Below are 18,767 nucleotides of genomic sequence, written 5' to 3'. Positions count from 1 at the left end.
ACCGGCCACTACCTCGGCCCGCCGCAGACCGGCCACCGCCATCCGCACCCGCCGCAGGCCAACCGCCACTCTCCGGACCCGCCGCAGACCGGCCACTACCTCGGCCCGCCGCAGACCGGCCACCGCCATCCGCACCCGCCGCAGGCCAACCGCCACTCTCCGGACCCGCCGCAGACCGGCCACTACCTCGACCGGCCCCGGACCGGCCACCGCCATCCACACCGGCTGCGGACCAACCGCCACTCTCCGGACCCGCCGCAGACCGGCCACTACCTCGGCCCGCCGCAGACCGGCCACCGCCATCCGCACCCGCCGCAGGCCAACCGCCACTCTCCGGACCCGCCGCAGACCGGCCACTACCTCGGCCCGCCGCAGACCGGCCACCGCCGTTCGGACCCGTCGCGCGCCAATCGCCGCTCTCCGGACCCGCCGCGGAGCGGCCGCTACCTAGGCCCGTCGCGCCGGCGCCATCGCCACCCGGGGGGCCGCCGCCGTTCGGGGAAGGGCCGTTGCCGGAGCGGCCGTCGCCCTGGCGGGGGGTGGCTCGTCTGCGGGCCATCACAGGCCCGCCGCCCCGATCAGGTTGCCGACGGCGAACGTGACGCCGGCCGCCACCGCGCCGACCGTCAGCTGACGCAGCCCGGAGTACCACCAACTGCGTGCCGTCACGGCCGAGACCACCGCGCCCGCCGCGAACAGCGCCACACAGGACACCACAGCGGAAACCGCCAGCCCACTCACCCCGAACAGGTACGGCAGGAGCGGCAGCGCCGCCCCCACCGCGAACGACAGCAACGACGAGACCGCCGCCAGCATCGGCGAGGGCAGCTCCCCCGGGGAGACGCCCAGCTCGGTACGGGTGTGGACCTCCAGCGCCCGGTCCGGGTTCTCGGAGATCTGCCTGGCCACCTCGGCGGCCAGGTCCGGGGCCACGCCCTTGTCGGCGAACGACTGGGCCAGCTCGGCCCGCTCGTCGTCGGGGTGACGGGCCAGCTCACGACGTTCGACGGCGATCTCGGCCTGGGCCAGCTCGCGCTGACTGGCCACCGAGACGTATTCCCCGCCTGCCATGGACAGGGCTCCCGCGGCCAGTCCGGCGACACCGCCAAGGGCGATGACCCTGGTGTTGGCGGTGCCGCCCGCGACGCCTGCGATGAGCGCGAAGTTCGACACCAGGCCGTCCATCGCGCCGAACACCGAGGGCCGCAACCAGCCTCCGGTGACGTCACGATGCTGGTGGTGGGCCTCCGCGCGATCGCTCATCGCGTGTTCTTCTCCTTGCTCACGGCGTCGGCGTCAGAGGTCTCGGCGCTCGCGGCGTCGGCGTCAGAGGTCTCGGCGCTCGCGGCTTGGGCGTCAGAGGTCTCGGTCCGGCCGGTGTCCGTCGAATCGCCCTCCGCCCCGGCGCCCTCATCCGGCTTCGGCTCGGACGCCGCCGCCGACGCCTCAGCCGCAGAGGTCTCATCGGAAGCGGTGGCCTCAACAGCGTCCTCGGACGCCGCCGAGGAGGACCCATCGTCCGAAGAATCGGGCGAATCCGAGGAATCCGAAGAGTCCGCGGCCGAGTCCGGCGAATCGGTGTCCGCCTGGTCGGCCGAGTGCGCCGGGTCCGCCGGATCCGCCCCGGGCCCCGCCCCGAGGTCCGACGGCGGCACCACGACCTCCGCCGAGTCCTTGTTCCTGACCGCCCAGAGGTAGACCAGCGCCCCCAGGAACACCACGATGGACGTCCACTGGTTGAGCCGCAGGCCGAGCAGCGTCACCGCGTGGTCGACACCGCCCACCGGATCGATGCGCAGCCCCTCGATCCAGAAGCGGCCCAGCGTGTAGCCGGCGACGTAGACGGCGAACAGCCGCCCGTGGTGCAGCGCGAAGCGCCGCCCGGCGAAGATGAGCACGAAGCCGAGCGCCACGTCCCACAGCGACTCGTACAGGAACGTCGGGTGGTAGAGCACGCCCGGCTCGCCGCCGTGGTCGATGTCGATCTCCAGGCCCCACGGCAGTGTGGTCGGCGAGCCGTACAGCTCCTGGTTGAACCAGTTGCCCCAGCGGCCGATGGCCTGGGCGAAGGCGATGCCGGGGGCGACCGTGTCGGCGACGGCGCCCATGGAGATGCCGCGCTTGCGCACGGACAGCCACACGCCGACACCGCCGAGCGCGACCGCGCCCCAGATGCCGAGGCCGCCTTCCCAGATGAAGAGCGCCTGGTAGGGCTCTTTGACCCGGTTGTCGCCGAAGTAGGTCTGCCAGTCGGTGATGACGTGGTAGAGGCGGCCGCCGATCAGGCCGAAGATGACCGCGGGGACCGCGATATCGATGATCGTCCCCTTCTGGCCACCGCGGGCGCGCCAGCGGCGCTCGCTCAGCCAGACGGCGACGACGACGCCGAGCACGATGCACAGTGCATAAGCCCGGATCGGGATGACTCCGAGATACCAGACCCCCTGAGAAGGGCTGGGAATCGAGGCAAGGGGCATGTCAGGTGAGGGTAGCGGAAGCGAGGCTACTTGGCGGCCTCCGTGACCGCATCGCGCAGTTCCCGCGGGCTGAAGATCACACCATTCTCGATCTCCGTTCCGTTGAGCTTCACGGTCGGCGTGTGCGTGAGCTTCTGCTCGTCGCCGATCTTCTTGCTGTACGCGAGCTGCGCCTCACTGTGCTGCCCGGAGGTGACGCACTGCTGGAAGCCCGGCGCCGTCACCCCGGCCTGCTGACCGAGTTGTACGAGCTGGTCGGGCTTGAAGCCCTGCTCGGTCTCCGGCGGCTGGTTCTCGAAGAGCAGGTTGTGGAACGCCAGCCACTGCTTGCCGTCGGCGATGCAGCGGGCGGCGTTGCCCGCGCGTACGGAGTTGGACTTGGTCGGCTCCTGCGAGAAGATCGTTATCGGGTGGTAGACGACCTTGGCCTTGCCCTCGCCGGCGAGGTTCTTGAACGTCTGCCCGCTGACCCGCTCGGCCTCCTTGCAGGCCGGGCACTGGAAGTCCTCGTAGATGTCCAGCACGGGCCGGGTGACGCCCTGCCTGGCCATCACGACGCTGCCGTCGGCCTGCACGGTGATCGGCGCCATGGCGCCGGCGGCCTCCTCCGGCTGGGAGGTGCTGGCGGCATACCACCAGCCGAGCCCGACGGCGGCGACCGCGACCACGCCTGCGGTCACGTAGGTCACGATGCGCCTGCGCCGGTCGCGGGCGCGGGCCGCGGCCTGCTGCTCCCTGATCTTCTCACGTGCGGATTTACGGTCGCTCATCTTCGTACGCTGGCCCTTGCTCATCAGTCGTCTGCCCCTTCATCGTCAGTGTCGCCCCCCAGCCCGAGGGCTCCGTCGAGCGCGAGGCGGCCCGGCGGGAAACGGACCGTCCAGGCACCGAGCAGCACGAGGCCGAAGTCGCGCAGGATGTCGAGCAGATATGTCGGCTCCTGTCCCGCCCCCAGCTGACCTCCGCCGCCGAAACAGCCGCAGTCGATACGCAGACCGTTCGCCCAGGCCCAGGCGATGCCGAACACGAACGCGAACATGAGCAGCCCCGCCACGACGGCGGCCACCCTGGTCAGCAGACCGACGACCAGCAGCACGCCGACCACGATCTCCAGGATCGGCAGGGCGTAGCCCACCGGGACGGCGATCGAGTCGGGCAGCAACTGGTATGCCTTGACCGCCACGACGGAGTCCGCCGGGTTGCCGATCTTGAGCGCCCCCGCCACGATCAGCACCCCGCCGAGAACCAGTCTGGCGACGGTCGTCACCCAGGGTATCGCCATTCGCACGTTGCGTGACGGTTGTGACGCGGCCACAGGTCATCTCCTCTGTCTCTGCGCTGGGATGCGCACAGTACCCGCAACTCATTCGATCACGCTGGAGATAAGCATCGACTAAGCCATGTCCCAGCTTACGAACCAGGGAGAACGCCCATGTATCCGGCTGTATCCGAAGTCGTCAGCGGCACCTCGGCGTGTCGGGCGCGGAGCCGAGGTCGGTGATGGAGAAGTCGTCGAGGATGAAGTCCGCCCCGGCCTGCTCGGCCTTGAGCGAACGCAGCCCAACCCACACGTCGCCGCACCCGGCCACCACCCGCTCGGTGAACCTGGCCGTGGCGCGCCGCTCGGGGATCGGCGTGCGCCGGGTCTCGACGCCGGTCCCGCCCTCGTCGTGGCCGGTCACCCACTCGTACGTGCCGGCCAGCGCGTTCTGGTAGGAGAACGACACGTCGTACGCGTGTCCCGGCTCGAACCGCGCGGTCCACGGCAGCGTACGGTAGACCAGCCCCTGCCGCTCCTCATGGACCTTCAGCGACCAGTCGCCGCTCAGCACGTCGTCGACCGTCTTGCCGTTCCACCCCGCCTGCGTGTACGGCTCGTGCCGCTCGGACAGGTGCGTGCGCGCGTCGAGCGAGCCGCCCGCGTCGCCCTTCACGAACGGCCCCCACCCGGGCTCGACGGACTCGAACGTCTCCACCGGGCTCTCCGGCTCCCGCCCGAACAGGCGCACGTCGTCCACCCGCACCTCCCCCGCGCCCGCGGCGGCCGTGATCCGCAGCGTCGTGGCCGGTCCCCGCGCGGCGAACGTCACCTTGACCCGCTGGAAGTAGGTGTCGTGCTTCTCGTCGGAGGCGACGTGGTTCCTGACCGTGGACCGGTTGATCGTCACCGACTCCCCGCCCGCCTCCAGGGTGGTCTCACGTGTCCGTCCCGGCTCCACCTCGACGAACGCGGACGCCGTGTACGTACGGCCCGGCTCGAGGCCCGTCAGCCGCTGCTCAAGCCGCGCCTGCGTCCCTCCGCCGAGCAGCGCCACCCGTTGGCCCAGGTCGTTCTTCTCGACGCGCACAGGGCCGCTGACGCGCCATCCGGCGAGCCGGTCGCCGTTGAAGCCGGGATCGCGCACGCCGCTGCCCTCCCCCCAGCCCGGTTCCGCCTGCTCGGGCGCCTCGCCGGGGTAGAGCGCGTAGGGCACTCCCGCGGCGGCCCGCAGGGTGATCTTCCCGTCCACCGGAGTGACCGTGCCGGCCGGCACGCGTCCCTGGTCGGTGAGCTCGTAGACGGTCAGGGGCCGGTCGGCCTCCCACGTGGTCTCGCCGCCCGCCGGGTTGTAGTGGTAGAACCTGCCCTCCCACGGCAGCAGGTACGTGTCGCCGTCCAGCACCTTGCGGCCCTCGGCGTACCACTCGCGCCTGCCGTCCCGGTACGTCCCCCGCACGCCGCCGGTGAAGACGATCTCGTCGGCGTTCCAGTCCATGATCTCGTGGTGCTGCAGGAACTTGGCCGGCAGGTTGTGCTCCCAGATGTTGCGGTAGAAGGCGGTGAAGTCGTTCTCCGCCGTCCAGCCCTCGAACTCGACGATGCGGGCGTTGCCGAGGATGGGGTGCGGGTTCCAGACGTCCTTCTCGCCGTTGCGGATGAACCTGATGATCTGCGAGTTCAGCCCCTTGTTGGTGAGCCCGCCGTAGTTGAGGTCGTTGGCCCAGTGCGCCCACAACGACGCGCGTTCGAGCTTGTCCGACCACTCCGTGGTCACCTGCCAGCCCTGCCTGCGCAGCTCCGCCAGGGTGCGGTCGGCCACCCACCCGTGGGGCCTGAACACGTCCACGTACAGGACCGCGAGATTCCTGTCGGTCTCGGCGCGCAGCCGCGCGAGCCGCCCGGCGAGGGTGCCCCTGGTCAGGTCGCCGCGCTGGTCGATCAGGTACGCCTGGTCGAGCCAGTTCCAGCCCTTGGCGCCCGGGTCGGCGAGCCGCTCGTCGAAACTCTTCGCCTCCGGGTGGGCCTCTGTGGCGTTGACGTGCGCGCCGAACGTGGCGTTCCAGCTCTTGCCCGCCTTGAGCAGCGTGTTCAGGTCCTTGAGCCCGCCGGCGCGCCGGTTGTGGTTGCCGCCGTAGTCGGGGTGCGCCGCGTCGTGCCCCTCCGACTGGTAGCCCTTGAGCAGCGCGAGCTGGCCCAGCCCGTCGGTGGCCAGGGAGACGCGCTTGACGTCGTCGAGCGTGCGCAGGAACGGGTGCGTGGCCTGGCTGGAGAAGTTGAACGGGATGTGCGTGACGGCCCGGTCCCTGGTCAGCTCCGCGCCGAGCGCCTTGATCCCGATGCTCCTGAACGCGATCGCGCCGTCCTGCCAGTCGAGGCCGCCGTCGCCGTTGGCGTCGGGCGTGACCACGACCTTGGCCCAGGGCGGCTCCTCGGTGGACGGCGACCCGGTGGCCCGGTGCGTCCACTGGCCGCTCCACACGCCCACGGTGACCGCGCCGCCGGCGTCCCTCCTGGCCTGGTGCCAGAGTCTGGCCGCGTCGCGGTCGGTGGCGCCCGAGGGCCGGTCGTAGGTGGAGTTCGACTCGACGGCGGCGGCCAGGCGGCCGTTGTTCACGATCGCGTACGTCGCCCCGACCGGCGCCTGGTCGGCCGCGGTGTCGCCGGTTACCTGGCCGAACACGTCGGCGGTGCGGGTGGAGTCCGGGTCGAGCCTGGTGAACGCGGTGGCCGCGCCCGCCTCCTCGCTGGAGACGGACACCAGGTCGTGTCCGGGCAGGTCGATCGTGTTGACCCGGAACTCCCCGGTGTCGGCCACCGAGTCGATCATGAACGTCGTCACCCGTTCCCGCACCCCGACGCTCGCCCCCAGGGCCACGCCGGGCAGCCCGGCGAAGGTCAGCCGGTAGCGCACGATCGCGCCGTCGTTCGCGGTCAGGGCCACCGTGGCGGGCCGCGCCTGGCCGTTCAGCACGACGGCGGGCACCCCGGCGGCGCCGCCGAGCGTGGCGCCGCTCGCCCGGTCCGTGTAACGCAGGACGCGCGGGAAGCCCGGGTCCAGGTCCACGCGCAGCGACCCCGACGAGATCGTGATCGGCTCCGCCACGGGCGCCGGCCTGGGCGACTGGTTCTGCGCGGTGGGGCTCGGCGGCGGCGCACCGGTCCGCGACGGCTCCGGTGAGGGCAGTTCGTACGTCGGAGCAGGCGGCTCCGGGGAGGCCATGGCCGTGGCCGTGAGTGCGAGGACTGTCGCGAGAATGACGGGACCTGGACGCATAGATGTCCTCTCGGATCATGCGTCACACCGCTCAGGAGCCCCGATCAGCACCGGGGCGCGGGCACGCACGCCATGGACCGACGCGCTAGATCCTCGCATTCATCCACAAATTTCGTCACAACATCTGACAAAAAAGGCAAAGCGCTGAATCATGTGGCACCCCACCTGATGTCAGCGGCGCACGCCCCGCGCCATGTCCTCGGCCAGGGCCGCGACGGAGACCAGGCCCGCGGCCTCGTCGGGCGCGTCGAGGAGGCGGCGGATGAACGCCGACCCCACGATGACCCCGTCGGCGTAGGCGGCCACCTCGGCCGCCTGCGCGCCCGTGCCGACCCCGAGGCCCACGCAGACGGGCAGGTCGGTGTGCTCGCGGGTCCGCTCGACCAGCCCTTCCGCGGCGACGTTGACGGTCTCCCTGGCGCCCGTGACGCCCATCAGCGAGGCCGCGTAGACGAAGCCGGTGCAGCAGTCGACGACGGCCTTGATCCGCGCCTCGGTCGAGCTGGGCGCCACCAGGAACACGGTGTCGATGCCGGCGCCGGCCGACGCCGCGCGCCACGGCTCGGACTCCTCCGGCGTCAGGTCCGGCGTGATCGTGCCCGCGCCGCCCGCGGCGGCCAGGTCACGGGCGAAGCGCTCGGCGCCGTAGCGGTCGATCGGGTTCCAGTACGTCATGACCAGCGTGGCCGCGCCGGTGGCCGCGACGCCCTCGACGGTGCGCAGCACGTCGGCGATGCGCGTGCCGTTGGTCAGCGACCGGTGCACCGCGTCCTGGATCGTCGGGCCGTCCATGAGCGGGTCGGAGTAGGGCAGGCCGATCTCGATGACGTCGCAGCCGGCCTCGACCAGGGCCGTGGCGGCGGCGACAGCGCCTTCCTTGGAAGGAAAGCCCGCGGGCAGGTAGCCGATGAGCGCGGCCCGGTTGTCCGCCTTCGCCTTGGCGAAAACCGTCTGAAGAGTCGTCATGTCTGTCCGTTTCGAAGGTCGAGTCTCACCATGATGCCCTGCCGCGCGCTCCGCCCAGAACGACCCTCGCCGACAGGGCGGCGGAGTCGCGGGGACGCCGCGCGGCCGGGGACTCGGCGCGGGCCGGAGGCGGGGTCAGAGGTTGAAGTACTTCATGGCCGTGCCCATGTCCTTGTCGCCGCGGCCCGAGAGGTTGACCAGGATGGTCGTCTCGGGGCCGAGCTCGCGGCCGAGCTCCAGCGCGCCGGCGAGGGCGTGGGAGGACTCGATGGCCGGGATGATGCCCTCGGTCCTGGACAGCAGCGAGAACGCGGCCATCGCCGCGTCGTCGGTGACGCCGTGGTAGGTGGCGCGGCCGGAGTCCTTCAGCCAGGCGTGCTCGGGGCCGACGCCCGGGTAGTCGAGGCCGGCCGAGATGGAGTGGGACTCGATGGTCTGGCCCTCGTCGTCCTGCAGCACGTAGGTGCGCGAGCCGTGCAGCACGCCCACCGAGCCGGCGGTGAGCGTGAGCGCGTGCTCGCCGCTCTCCAGGCCGCGCCCCGCGGCTTCGTAGCCGTGCAGCCGGACACCCTCGTCGCCGATGAAGGCGTGGAAGATGCCGATCGCGTTGCTGCCGCCGCCGACCGCCGCGCACACCGCGTCGGGCAGCCGGCCGGTCAGCTCCAGGATCTGGCGGCGGGCCTCGACGCCGATGATGCGGGCGAAGTCGCGCACGATCTCGGGGAACGGGTGCGGCCCCGCGACGGTGCCGAACAGGTAGTGGGTGGTGTCGACGTTGGTCACCCAGTCGCGGAACGCCTCGTTGATGGCGTCCTTCAGCGTCTGGGAGCCGTTGGTCACCGGCACCACCGTGGCGCCGAGCAGCTTCATCCGCGCCACGTTGAGCGCCTGGCGCTCGCAGTCGACCGCGCCCATGTAGATGACGCACTCCAGGCCGAGCAGAGCGGCCGCGGTGGCGGTGGCCACGCCGTGCTGGCCCGCACCGGTCTCGGCGATCACCCGCTTCTTGCCCAGCCGCTTGGTCAGCAGCGCCTGGCCCAGCACGTTGTTGATCTTGTGGGCGCCGGTGTGGGTGAGATCCTCGCGCTTGAGCACGATCCTGGCGCCGCCGGCCTGCTCGCCGAAGCGCGGCACCTCGGTCAGCGTGGTGGGCCGGCCTGCGTACGTGCGCAGCAGGTGGTCGAACTCGCGCAGGAACTGCGCGTCGTTCTTGGCCTTCTCGTAGACCGCGGCCACCTCGTCGAGCGCCGGGATGAGCGCCTCGGGCACGTAGCGGCCGCCGAAGACGCCGAACTTGCCGTGAACATCGGGGTCGTCGCCGTGCGCGCCGTTACCGGCCAGGTCGGCGGCGGTCAGGATGGAGCCTTCGTATGCCACTGCTATCCCTCTGCTGAGTGGTCGGGGCGCGTCGACGGGTGGGCGCCGGCGGTCACCAGCGCCTCCACTGCCTTGCGCGGGTCCTTGCCGGTGACCAGGCTCTCCCCCACCAGAACGGCGTCGGCGCCGGCCCTGGCGTAGGCGAGCAGGTCGTGCGGGCCGCGCACGCCCGACTCGGCGATCTTGAGCACGTTATCGGGGATCTTCGGCGCCAGCTTCGCGAAGACGTCGCGGTCGACCTCGAGTGTCTTCAGGTTGCGGGCGTTGATCCCGATGACCCGGGCACCGGCGGCGACCGCCCGGTCGAGCTCCTCGTCGGTGTGCACCTCGACCAGCGGGGTGAGCCCGATCGACACGGCCCGCTCGATCAGCGACACCAGCGCCTCCTGCTCCAGACAGACGACCATCAGCAGCGCCAGGTCGGCGCCGTGGGCCCGGGCCTCCCAGAGCTGGTAGGAGGTCAGGATGAAGTCCTTGCGCAGGATCGGGATGTCGACCCGGGCGCGCACCGTGGCCAGGTCGTCGAGGCTGCCGCCGAACTTGCGCCGCTCGGTCAGCACACTGATGACGTGGGCGCCGCCCGCTTCGTAGTCGGCCGCCAGCGCGGCGGGGTCGGCGATCGCGGCCAGCGCGCCCTTGGACGGGCTCGAGCGCTTGACCTCGGCGACCACCGAGATCCTTTCGCCCCCCAGCGCGGCCATCGCGTCCCTGGGCGGCTGCGCCCGCTCGGCTCGCTGCTTGAGCTGGTCAATGGACACGGCCTGCTGACGTGTCGCGAGGTCGGCGCGCACCCCGTCGAGGATGTCGTCGAGGACACTCGGCCCTTCCGTCCGCTCACTCACGCGCTTGAGGTCCCTCCGGTCGACAGTGGGGGCGGCTGAGAGTTCGCGTCGCGTCCGCTCCCGGCCTTGTCCTGCGATGGTATCGGCCCCGTCGGGGTCACCTCACCACAGGCCCCGCACTAGGGCGCGAGGAACGCCCCGAAGGGCAGGTTACGGACGACCCAGTAGACCATGACGACCGCGATGAACGCCCAGAGCCACGCCGGATGGGCCAGTGTGGTGCGCCGGGGCCGGCCCTGCCAGGCGCGTACGACCCACCTGCCCCACCAGAACAGCAGGAACGGGATCATCGCCAGGGCAAGGGGATTGAGCCCGAGCGCGGCGACCGGGTCGAGGTGGGCCAGCGCGTGCATGGTGCGCAGCGTGCCGCAACCGGGACAGTAGAGGCCGGTCAGCCACAGGAACGGGCAGGTCGGGTAGTGGCCGGGCTGGTTGGGGTCCACCGCGCCGACGAAAGCGAACGCGGCGACCGCCGCGCCCGCAACACCGAGCGGCGCGAGCAGGCCTTTGAGGCGAGTCGTGTGGCGCCACTCGGTGTTCGCGATGCTCATGCTTCCAGTATCCGCCTTCCCGTACGCACCGATCCTCCCGCCTGCCCGCCCACTACGAGCTGTACGTACCGACCGAGGTCGAGACGCTCGCGAGCAGGACGAAGACGACGATGTAGAAGATGATGACCAGCACCCACCAGATGATGCCGATGATCATGGTGCGCTTCCACCAGGTCTTGGCCTCCTCGGAGGCCTGCATGGCGCCCTGGAAGTCGCCGATCTGCCACTTCGTGTTCACCTGCGATGACTTGACGATCGCCACGATGCCGAACGGGAGGCAGCAGAACAGGGTGGTGAGGATGGCGGGGACGAGGTGGTTGTCCGGCGGCGGCTGCCCGGGCCCGCCACCGTAACCACCGCCGCTCGGCGGCTGCTGACCGTAGCCACCGCCATAGCCGCCACCGCTCGGCGGCTGCTGACCGTAGCCGCCGCCATAGCCGCCGTCGCTCGGGGGCTGCTGGCCGTAGCCGCCACCACTCGGGGGCTGCTGGCCGTAGCCGCCACCACCGCTCGGCGGCTGCTGGCCATAACCGCCACCACCGCTCGGGGGCTGCTGGCCGTAACCGCCACCAGGAGGCTGGGCACCGTAGCCGCCGTCACCCTGGTTTCCGTAACTCATGCTAATGACTCCTCATGTCGTCATCTTCGAGGCGAGTTGCGCGCGGCAGCCTAGCGAGAAAAGCATCCCCCACGTGGATCAACATCCAATTTCCCGACAATTCGTAATCGGACCGCAAGCGGTACGTCACGGTCCGGCTATGCTGAGCCGGGCTCAGTATTGGTAGGTGTCGTAGTCGGGGACGGTCTCGGCGATCCCGATGAGGGTCAGGATCATGCCGCCGAAGATGATCCAGCACAGGACCCAGATCACGACCGTGATGTACGACGTGACGAGGCCGCCCACGGCCATGCCCTGGCCCTCCTCGCCGGTGCGCTTGATCCGGCTGAGCGCGACGTGTCCGAGAATCACGCCGGGGATGCTGGTGATGCCGCAGAAGACCAGGCCGATGATGCCGAGGACGAGCGAGGCCACCGCCATGCCGTTGGTCGGCCTGGGCTGGTAGGGCGGGCCGTAGGGGTTGTAGCCCTGGCCGTAGCCGGGGTCGCCCTGCGGGCCGTAACCGCCGCTCGGAGGGAGCTGACCGTAGCCGAGCGGTTCCTGGGGATAGCCGTAACCCCCGGCGCTGGGCGGCTGCTCGCCATAACCGCCACCGGGATTGCCGTAACCGCCGCCGCTCGGGGGCTGCTGACCGTAACCGCCGCCGCTCGGAGGCTGCTCGCCGTAGCCGCCGCCCGGGGGGCCGTAACCGCCGCCCTGACCGGGCGGCTGCTGACCGTATCCACCACCTGGCGGCTGCGCACCGTAGCCGCCGTTACCGCCCTGCTCCCCGTAGCTCATGCGCCTGGCTCCTTTGTGGTCGTGGCGAGTTGCTCAGGCAGCATATTGAGGAAACGTTTGCCAAGCCGACAGAGGTTCAGAACAGTGGAGAATTCGTAACTGTCGCCGGAGCCGGGCGATCCGGGGTCAGCGCGAGTCGGTAGGGTCGTCGCCGCGGTCGAGCGCGTCCCAGAGCGCCTTGTCGCCGTGGAGCGCCCTGTCGCCGTGTGCCGGCTCCGCGCCGTCGTGCCCCCGCGCCGCGGTGTCGCCGGCGCCCCGGTCGTACCGTGTGGACATCCCCGCCCACCTGTTTCCGCGCACGATCGCGACGACGCCTCCGGTGACGAGCAGGACCGCTCCGGCCGCCGAGACGACGGGCCAGCCGGGCACGACCTCCCAGGGCAGGCCGGCGCCGGCGCTCAGGATGTTCGCCTCGGCCAGCCGGGCGGTCACGGTGGCGCCGTCGAGGGCCGTCCACGTGGCCGCCGCCGCCCCGGCCCCGCACAGGGCGAGCAGCCCGCCGACGACACGACGCCCGATGCCCTTGGTGGCCAGCACGGCCACCACCCCTGCCAGCGCGGCCAGGGCCACGGGCGTGAGGACCGGGCTGAGCTCTCCGCCCGTGGGTGCCGGCCCCGGCCCGCCTCCGGTGTGCGCCCCGGCCGCCGGCACCAGCACCCAGACCTGGCTCGCCGCCAGCAGGACGAGGAGACAGCCCAGGACGGTCAGGCCCACCCAGCCCCACAGCTCCCGGCGCCCCGCCGCGGGCCGGCTCGTCTCCATGACGTGGTCCCCGGACTCCATCGGAGCGCCTCAGCCGACCGGGATCTCGAGTGGGGCGGCGTCGAAGCACGTGTGGTCGCCCGTGTGGCACGCCGCGCCGACCTGGTCGACCTTGACCAGGACGGTGTCGCCGTCGCAGTCGAGCGCCACGGCCTTGACGTGCTGGACGTGCCCCGAGGTGTCGCCCTTCACCCAGAGCTCGGACCTGCTGCGTGACCAGTAGGTGGCCCTGCCGGTGGTGAGCGTCCGATGCAGCGCCTCGTCGTTCATCCAGGCCAGCATGAGCACCTCGCCGGTGTCGTACTGCTGCGCGATCGCGGGCACGAGGCCCTCGGGGTTGCGCTTCAACCGGGCGGCGATCCCGGGGTCAAGGGACATGCCGTCCATTCAACCAGCTCACCTGGGCGCCCCTCGCGCCGGCACGACCGGCGGCCAGGACGCCCGGGAAGTCAGGTCAGGGCATCGGAGAGCGTGTCATAGATGGGGAACAGCGGCGCCAGGTTGGTACGGCGCAGCCGCCGCAGCACCTGACCGTCCGGCGCCACCAGGGCCATCGTGCCGTCCCTGTCGCGCAATGTGGCCAACTGGCGCACCAGGACGCCGAGACCGGTGGTGTCGATGAAGGTCAGCCCCGTAAGGTCGACCACCAGCCTGGGGCCGTGCGCCGCCACCGCCTCATCGAGACATTTCCGGACCTGGGACACGTTATCCGCGTCCACCTCGCCGGTCAGGGTGACCACCACGAGCTCACCATGCCGGCTCCACGTCATCTCCAGCACATCCACGCTCATGCCCTCTACCTCCCCCGCGGGTGCAAGCCCCGCGTTCCCCCGGCTCATGCTCCCCGTGGCCACTCCCCGCAGAGGCGTGCTCCCATGAAAGGGCGAGGAAGAGGCGTTTTGCCGCCGCGGGAGCGATCTCCTGCGGCCCCGCTGAAAAGGTACACCTGTCAGCATCGCGTCACGGTGGGTTTTACCGAGAATGCGCTACGTGATGGGTCGGAACGCGGTAATTTCAGCAGATGGAGATCACTACCTGTGCGTAGGCAGGTACTCCACGTGAGCTTCGCGCGGGGGCGCCTCGCCATGCTGCGGGGGGCCGTCGCGGAGCACGCCGCCCGCGAGGGGCTCGCAGGACCGTTCCTGGAGGACTTCGTGCTGGCGGTCAACGAGATCAGCGCGAACGCGGTGCTGCACGGTGGCGGGCACGGCCGGTTGCGGTTGTGGTCGTACGAGGGGCGGCTGTGGTGCGAGATCACCGACCACGGGCCCGGGCTGCCGCCGGGGTGGACCGGCGACCGGCCCCCGCCCGCGGTGCTCGACCACCGCGGGCGGGGGTTGTGGCTGACTCGCACGCTGTGCGACGACCTCACCATCGTGTCGGGGCCGGGTGGCACCACCGTGACCTTCGCCGGGCGCGTGACCTGATGGTCAGGAGTGCGCGGCCGAGATCCAGGAGGCGTGCAGGCCGGCGTACACGCCGGGCTCCTTGACCAGTTCGGCGTGCGGGCCGCGCTGCACGAGCCGGCCGGAGTCGAACACCAGCACCTCGTCGGCGTTCTCCGCCGTGGAGAGCCGGTGCGCGATCGAGATGGCGGTGCGGCCCCTGGTGACGCCTTCCAGGGCGCGGGCGAGCCGTACCTCCGTGGCGGGGTCCACCGCCGAGGTGGCCTCGTCGAGGAGGAGCAGGTCGGGGTCGGCGAGGTAGGCGCGGGCCAGGGCGACGAGCTGGCGCTCGCCCGCCGACAGCGACTCGCCGCGCTGGCCGACGGGCGTGTCGAGACCGCCCGGCAGGCCCTCCACCCAGTCGGCCAGGCCCAGCTCGGTCATCGCCAGCTCGATCTCCTCGGTGACGGCCGACGGCTTGCCGTAGCGGACGTTCTCCTCCAGCGTCCCGTCGAACAGGAAGCCGTCCTGCGGCACCATGACGATGCGCTCGCGCAGCGAGGAGAAGCGGACGTCGCGCAGGTCGTGGCCGTCCACGGTGACCCGGCCCGAGACCGGGTCCATGAGCCGGGTCAGGAGCTTGGCGAACGTGGTCTTGCCCGAGCCCGTCTCCCCCACCACCGCGATGCGCGAACGGGGCGGGATCCGGAGCGTGATCTCGTGGAGCACGGGCACGCCGCCCGGGTAGGAGAAGTGGACGTCCTCGAAGGCGACCGAGATGGGGCCACGGGGCAGGCCGACGCCCTGCTCGCCGGGGTCGGCCACGTCGGGCGGGGTGTCGAGGACGCCGAGGATGCGGCGCCAGCCCGCGACCGCGTTCTGGGCCTCGTTCAGCACCTCGGTGGCGGTCTGGAGCGGCGAGACGAACAGCGTGACCAGGAACAGGAACGCCACGAGCTGCCCCTGCGAGATGCCGCCCGACAGGCCGAGCCGCACGCCGAGCAGCACGATGCCGGCGATGGCGACGGCGGCCACGATCTCGGTCAGCGGGAAGACGAAGCCGACGATGGTCTGCGCCCTGATCTGGGCGCTCCGGTTGGCGTTCACGGTGTGGTCGATGCGCTCCGCGGTACGCCGCTCCGAGGCGTACGCGCGGATGACGGCCGCGCCGACGACGGACTCGCTGACCGCGGCCAGCATGTCGCCGGTGCGCTCGCGCACGACCGTGTACGCCCGCGACAGCAGCCGCTGGAACCGCGGCAGGGCGATCAGCAGCGGGACGAAGCAGGCCCAGACCAGCAGCGTGAGCTGCCAGGAGTAGACGAACATGAGCACCGTGGCCACGAACAGCTGGCCGAACGACACAATGATCATCAGCCCGCCCCACTGCATGAAGTTGCTGATCTGGTCGATGTCGTTCGTGACGCGTGAGACGAGGGCGCCGCGGCGTTCGGTGTTCTGGGTGAGCACCGACAGGTCGTGCACGTGCCGGAACCCGCGTACGCGCAGGGTGGCCAGGGAGGATTCGGTCGCCTTGTAGAGGCGGACGTTCATGACGTACGCGGACAGCGCCGTCAGCAGCACCGCCGCCGCGCACACCAGCACGGCCGAAGTGATGTAGGGGATGTCCGGAGTGCCGTCCTTGAGTCCCGTGTCGATCGTCTGCTGCACCGCGATCGGCACGATGATCTTGCCGACGGTCGCGACGACGGCCAGCAGCAACGTGACCGCCAGGCCCTTGCGGAACTCCGGCGTGAACGAGAGCCCCTGCCGGATGGTGGCCAGCGCGGAACGTTCCGAGTTCGCCCTGATGCTCTGCGCCGTCATGCGCTGACCTCTTCTTCCTCTTCTTCCACCCGTTCGTCCGCGGGCACGTCGATGGCCGCCCGCTCGGCCTCCTCGCGCTCGTAGGCGGTGACGAGGTTCCGGTAGCCGGCGCAGCGGCCGATCAGCTCCTCGTGCGGTCCGCGGTCCACGATCCGGCCGTGGTCCAGGTAGACCACCTCGTCGGCGAGCGCGATGGTGGCCATCCTGTAGGCGACCACCACGACGGTCGACGCCTCGGCCGCGTCGCGGAGCCCGTACAGGATCCTGGCCTCAACCTGGGGGTCCACGCTGGAGGTGGCGTCGTCGAGTATGAGCAGGCGCGGCCGGCGCACGACCGCGCGGGCCAGGGCGATGCGCTGGCGCTGGCCACCGGACAGCGACGTGCCGCGCTCGCCGACCCGCGTGCCGAGCCCGTCGGCGAGCCTGCCGACGAACCCGTCGGCCTGCGCCAGCCGCAGCGCGGCCCACACCTCCTCGTCGCCGGCGTCGACCCCGAGCGCGACGTTGCCGCGCACGGTGTCGTCGAACAGGAACGTCTGCTGCGGCACCAGCGCCACCGACGCGGCGATCTCGCCGTAGGCCAGCTCCCGCAGGTCGACGCCGTCGAGCAGGACCCGGCCCGAGCCGGGGTCGACCAGCCTGACGAGCAGTTGCACCAGCGTGGACTTGCCGGAGCCGGTGGGCCCGACCAGGGCGATGGTACGGCCGGCCGGCACGCCGAAGGTGACGTCGTGCAGCACCTCGGCCTCGCCGTAGGCGTACGAGACGCCGTCTGCCTCCAGCCGGGCCGGCCCGGCGGACGACTGGGCGGCCGAGCCGTACTCCATGGAGCCCGTCGCCTCGAGCACGGCCTGCACCCGCTGCCAGCCGACGACGCTGCGCGGCAGCTCGGCCAGCACCCAGCCCAGCGCCCTGATCGGGAAGGCCAGCAGCGTGAACAGATAGGCGACCTGCACCAGGTCGCCGGAGTCGATCGAGCCCGTGGACAGGCGCGTCGCGCCGACGGCCAGCACCGCGAGCACACCGATCGTGGGCAGCGCCTCCAGCATCGGGTCGAACAGCCCGCGAACCCGGCCGACCGCGATGTTGGCGTCGCGCAGTTCGTGGGCGCGCCGCTGGAACCGCTCGGTCTCCAGGTCCTCCCTGCCGAGGGTCTTGACGACGAGCGCGCCGTCGAAGCTCTCGTGCGCGATCTCGCTGACCTCGGCGCGCAACTGCTGCGCGCGGGTGGCGAGCGGGCTCAGCTTCCGCTGATAAACAAGATTAAGTACGGCGATAGCCGGAAAAATCAGGAAACCTACCGTCGCCAGCACCAGGTCCGTGAACAGCATGGCGACGGCGGCGGTGAACAGCATGACGATCACGCCCACGGCCATCGGCAGCGGCGCGAGCGGCGCCCAGGCGGCCTCGGCGTCGGCACTGGCGTTCGAGAGCAACTGACCGGTCGGGTGCCGGTGGTGCCACGACAGCGGCAGCCGCAGGTACTGCTTGGTCACGTCCCTGCGTGACCTGGCCTGCATGCGGAACTGCATGACGCCGGCGAGGATGCGGCGCCCGGCCACGCCGAGCGCCTTGAGCAACGCCGCGCCGAGGATCAGTAACGCACCCGTCCACAATGTGCCCGCGGCGACCTGGCCGTCCGCGAACGTGGGCAGCACCACGTTCTCCGTGGCCCAGCCGAGCGCCCAGGCGGACGCCACGGTCATGCCGCCGTAGACCGCGCTGGCGAGCACCGCCAGCGTGAACACCTTCTTCTCCGTGCGAATGGCCACCCCAAGGACACGCAGCCCTTGACGCATTACGGCCGAGGTGACCTTGCTCGCCACTCGGGTGGATTCCCTTCAAGATGACTTATGTACCTATGTCACTATCACGGCTGATCAACCGGTTATTCCCACGGGTAGGGTGGTCCACGTGACTCACGCTCGTGGCGAACGCTCCGCGCTGTGCGACGTGCTCGACCGGCTCGGCCCGGACGCCCCCACGCTCTGCACGGGCTGGAACACCTATGACCTGGCCGCTCACCTGGTGCTGCGCGAACGCAGGCCGGACGCGATGGGCGGCGTGGCGATCAGCGCGCTGGCCGGCTACACCGCCAGGGTCCAGGAGGGCCTCAAGACCCGGCATCCCTACCCGGAGCTGGTCGGCCTCGTACGCAGGCCGGGCGGCGTCTACGGGCTGCTGCCCGCCCTCGACGCGGCGGTCAACACGCTGGAGATGTTCGTCCACCACGAGGACGTCCGCCGCGCCCAGCCGTCGTGGGAGCCGCGCGAGCTACCCCCGGACCTGGAGCAGCTGATCTGGAAGCGGGTCTCCACGGGCGCCCGGCTGATGCTGCGCAGGGCGCCGGTGGGCGTGGTGCTGCACCGGCTCGGCGGCGGCGTGGCGCTCGGCGGGCCGCGGGGCGGCGCCAAGGTGGAGGTCACCGGCAGGGCGGCCGAGCTGCTGATGTTCTGCTTCGGGCGGCAGCGGCACGCCCGCGTGGAGCTCACCGGCGATCCGCACGCCGCCGACCGGCTGCGCGAGGCCACCCTCGGCGTGTAGCACCCCTAGGCGCGCAACCCCTGCGCATGTGGCCCCAAGGTGCGAAGCCGCTCACCGCGCGGCCCCCTATCGCGCAAAACCCGGCGCGGCAGGCGCTCACGC

The 18,767-nt window shown here is 71.2% G+C and carries 19 protein-coding genes; 2 read left to right on the top strand and 17 right to left on the bottom strand.

Annotated elements, in window-relative coordinates; translation table 11 throughout:
* The 15 genes from ITP53_RS23960 to ITP53_RS23890 all read right to left on the bottom strand — a co-directional run.
* Positions 1-330, bottom strand: a 330-nt coding sequence (locus tag ITP53_RS23960) for a hypothetical protein (RefSeq protein ID WP_195897675.1), incomplete at its 3' end; no start/stop codon positions are given.
* Between the two features lie 228 nt (positions 331-558).
* Positions 559-1,263: a VIT1/CCC1 transporter family protein gene (locus tag ITP53_RS23955; RefSeq protein WP_195897674.1), complete on the bottom strand. Its 705-nt coding sequence runs from the start codon at positions 1,261-1,263 to the stop codon at positions 559-561.
* Positions 1,260-2,477 carry a prolipoprotein diacylglyceryl transferase gene (lgt, locus tag ITP53_RS23950; RefSeq protein ID WP_195897673.1) on the bottom strand — a complete coding sequence of 406 codons (1,218 nt, stop codon included), beginning with the start codon at positions 2,475-2,477 and terminating at the stop codon, positions 1,260-1,262. The genes ITP53_RS23955 and lgt overlap by 4 nt, the downstream gene beginning before the upstream one ends.
* A gap of 26 nt (positions 2,478-2,503) precedes the next feature.
* The gene (locus tag ITP53_RS23945; RefSeq protein WP_236051126.1) at positions 2,504-3,247 is read right to left on the bottom strand and encodes a DsbA family protein; all 744 of its coding nucleotides are present in this window, start codon (positions 3,245-3,247) and stop codon (positions 2,504-2,506) included.
* 23 nt (positions 3,248-3,270) lie between these two features.
* A complete protein-coding gene (locus ITP53_RS23940) occupies positions 3,271-3,759 on the bottom strand; it encodes a MauE/DoxX family redox-associated membrane protein (RefSeq protein WP_195897671.1) in 489 nt (162 codons plus the stop codon).
* Between the two features lie 175 nt (positions 3,760-3,934).
* Positions 3,935-6,958 carry an endo-alpha-N-acetylgalactosaminidase family protein gene (locus ITP53_RS23935; RefSeq protein ID WP_195897684.1) on the bottom strand — a complete coding sequence of 1,008 codons (3,024 nt, stop codon included), beginning with the start codon at positions 6,956-6,958 and terminating at the stop codon, positions 3,935-3,937.
* Between the two features lie 225 nt (positions 6,959-7,183).
* Positions 7,184-7,978 carry a tryptophan synthase subunit alpha gene (trpA, locus tag ITP53_RS23930; RefSeq protein ID WP_195897670.1) on the bottom strand — a complete coding sequence of 265 codons (795 nt, stop codon included), beginning with the start codon at positions 7,976-7,978 and terminating at the stop codon, positions 7,184-7,186.
* Between the two features lie 135 nt (positions 7,979-8,113).
* Positions 8,114-9,319, bottom strand: coding sequence for a tryptophan synthase subunit beta (trpB, locus tag ITP53_RS23925; protein ID WP_195897683.1), 1,206 nt, complete (start codon positions 9,317-9,319; stop codon positions 8,114-8,116).
* A gap of 38 nt (positions 9,320-9,357) precedes the next feature.
* A complete protein-coding gene (trpC, locus tag ITP53_RS23920) occupies positions 9,358-10,197 on the bottom strand; it encodes an indole-3-glycerol phosphate synthase TrpC (protein ID WP_195897669.1) in 840 nt (279 codons plus the stop codon).
* A gap of 119 nt (positions 10,198-10,316) precedes the next feature.
* The gene (locus ITP53_RS23915) at positions 10,317-10,748 is read right to left on the bottom strand and encodes a DUF2752 domain-containing protein (protein WP_195897668.1); all 432 of its coding nucleotides are present in this window, start codon (positions 10,746-10,748) and stop codon (positions 10,317-10,319) included.
* A 52-nt stretch (positions 10,749-10,800) separates the two neighbouring features.
* Positions 10,801-11,367, bottom strand: coding sequence for a CD225/dispanin family protein (locus ITP53_RS23910; RefSeq protein ID WP_195897667.1), 567 nt, complete (start codon positions 11,365-11,367; stop codon positions 10,801-10,803).
* A gap of 153 nt (positions 11,368-11,520) precedes the next feature.
* A complete protein-coding gene (locus tag ITP53_RS60415; RefSeq protein ID WP_328815544.1) occupies positions 11,521-12,147 on the bottom strand; it encodes a DUF4190 domain-containing protein in 627 nt (208 codons plus the stop codon).
* A gap of 126 nt (positions 12,148-12,273) precedes the next feature.
* Positions 12,274-12,930: a TIGR02234 family membrane protein gene (locus tag ITP53_RS23900; RefSeq protein WP_195897666.1), complete on the bottom strand. Its 657-nt coding sequence runs from the start codon at positions 12,928-12,930 to the stop codon at positions 12,274-12,276.
* A gap of 9 nt (positions 12,931-12,939) precedes the next feature.
* Positions 12,940-13,296 (bottom strand): phosphoribosyl-AMP cyclohydrolase, encoded by a 357-nt coding sequence (gene hisI, locus ITP53_RS23895; protein WP_236051125.1) that lies wholly within the window; start codon positions 13,294-13,296, stop codon positions 12,940-12,942.
* 62 nt (positions 13,297-13,358) lie between these two features.
* Entirely contained in the window at positions 13,359-13,700 is a 342-nt protein-coding gene (locus ITP53_RS23890; RefSeq protein ID WP_195897664.1) for an STAS domain-containing protein, read from the bottom strand.
* A 267-nt stretch (positions 13,701-13,967) separates the two neighbouring features.
* On the opposite strand from ITP53_RS23890, the gene ITP53_RS23885 reads away from it, so the two are divergent.
* A complete protein-coding gene (locus ITP53_RS23885; protein WP_195897663.1) occupies positions 13,968-14,336 on the top strand; it encodes an ATP-binding protein in 369 nt (122 codons plus the stop codon).
* A 3-nt stretch (positions 14,337-14,339) separates the two neighbouring features.
* On the opposite strand, the gene ITP53_RS23880 is transcribed toward ITP53_RS23885, so the two are convergent.
* Positions 14,340-16,121, bottom strand: coding sequence for an ABC transporter ATP-binding protein (locus tag ITP53_RS23880; RefSeq protein WP_195897662.1), 1,782 nt, complete (start codon positions 16,119-16,121; stop codon positions 14,340-14,342).
* Positions 16,118-17,920: an ABC transporter ATP-binding protein gene (locus tag ITP53_RS23875; RefSeq protein ID WP_195897681.1), complete on the bottom strand. Its 1,803-nt coding sequence runs from the start codon at positions 17,918-17,920 to the stop codon at positions 16,118-16,120. Before ITP53_RS23875 ends, ITP53_RS23880 begins: the two co-directional genes overlap by 4 nt.
* Positions 17,921-18,035: 115 nt before the next feature.
* Here ITP53_RS23875 and ITP53_RS23870 point away from each other — a divergent pair, with 115 nt between their 5' ends.
* A complete protein-coding gene (locus tag ITP53_RS23870; protein ID WP_195897661.1) occupies positions 18,036-18,665 on the top strand; it encodes a TIGR03085 family metal-binding protein in 630 nt (209 codons plus the stop codon).
* Positions 18,666-18,767: the final 102 nt, after the last annotated feature.

This window comes from Nonomuraea cypriaca, from assembly GCF_015645445.1.
GTDB lineage: Bacteria > Actinomycetota > Actinomycetes > Streptosporangiales > Streptosporangiaceae > Nonomuraea > Nonomuraea cypriaca.
The sequence above is the reverse complement of the archived record's forward strand: the minus strand, read 5'-3'. Positions and strand labels throughout refer to the sequence as shown.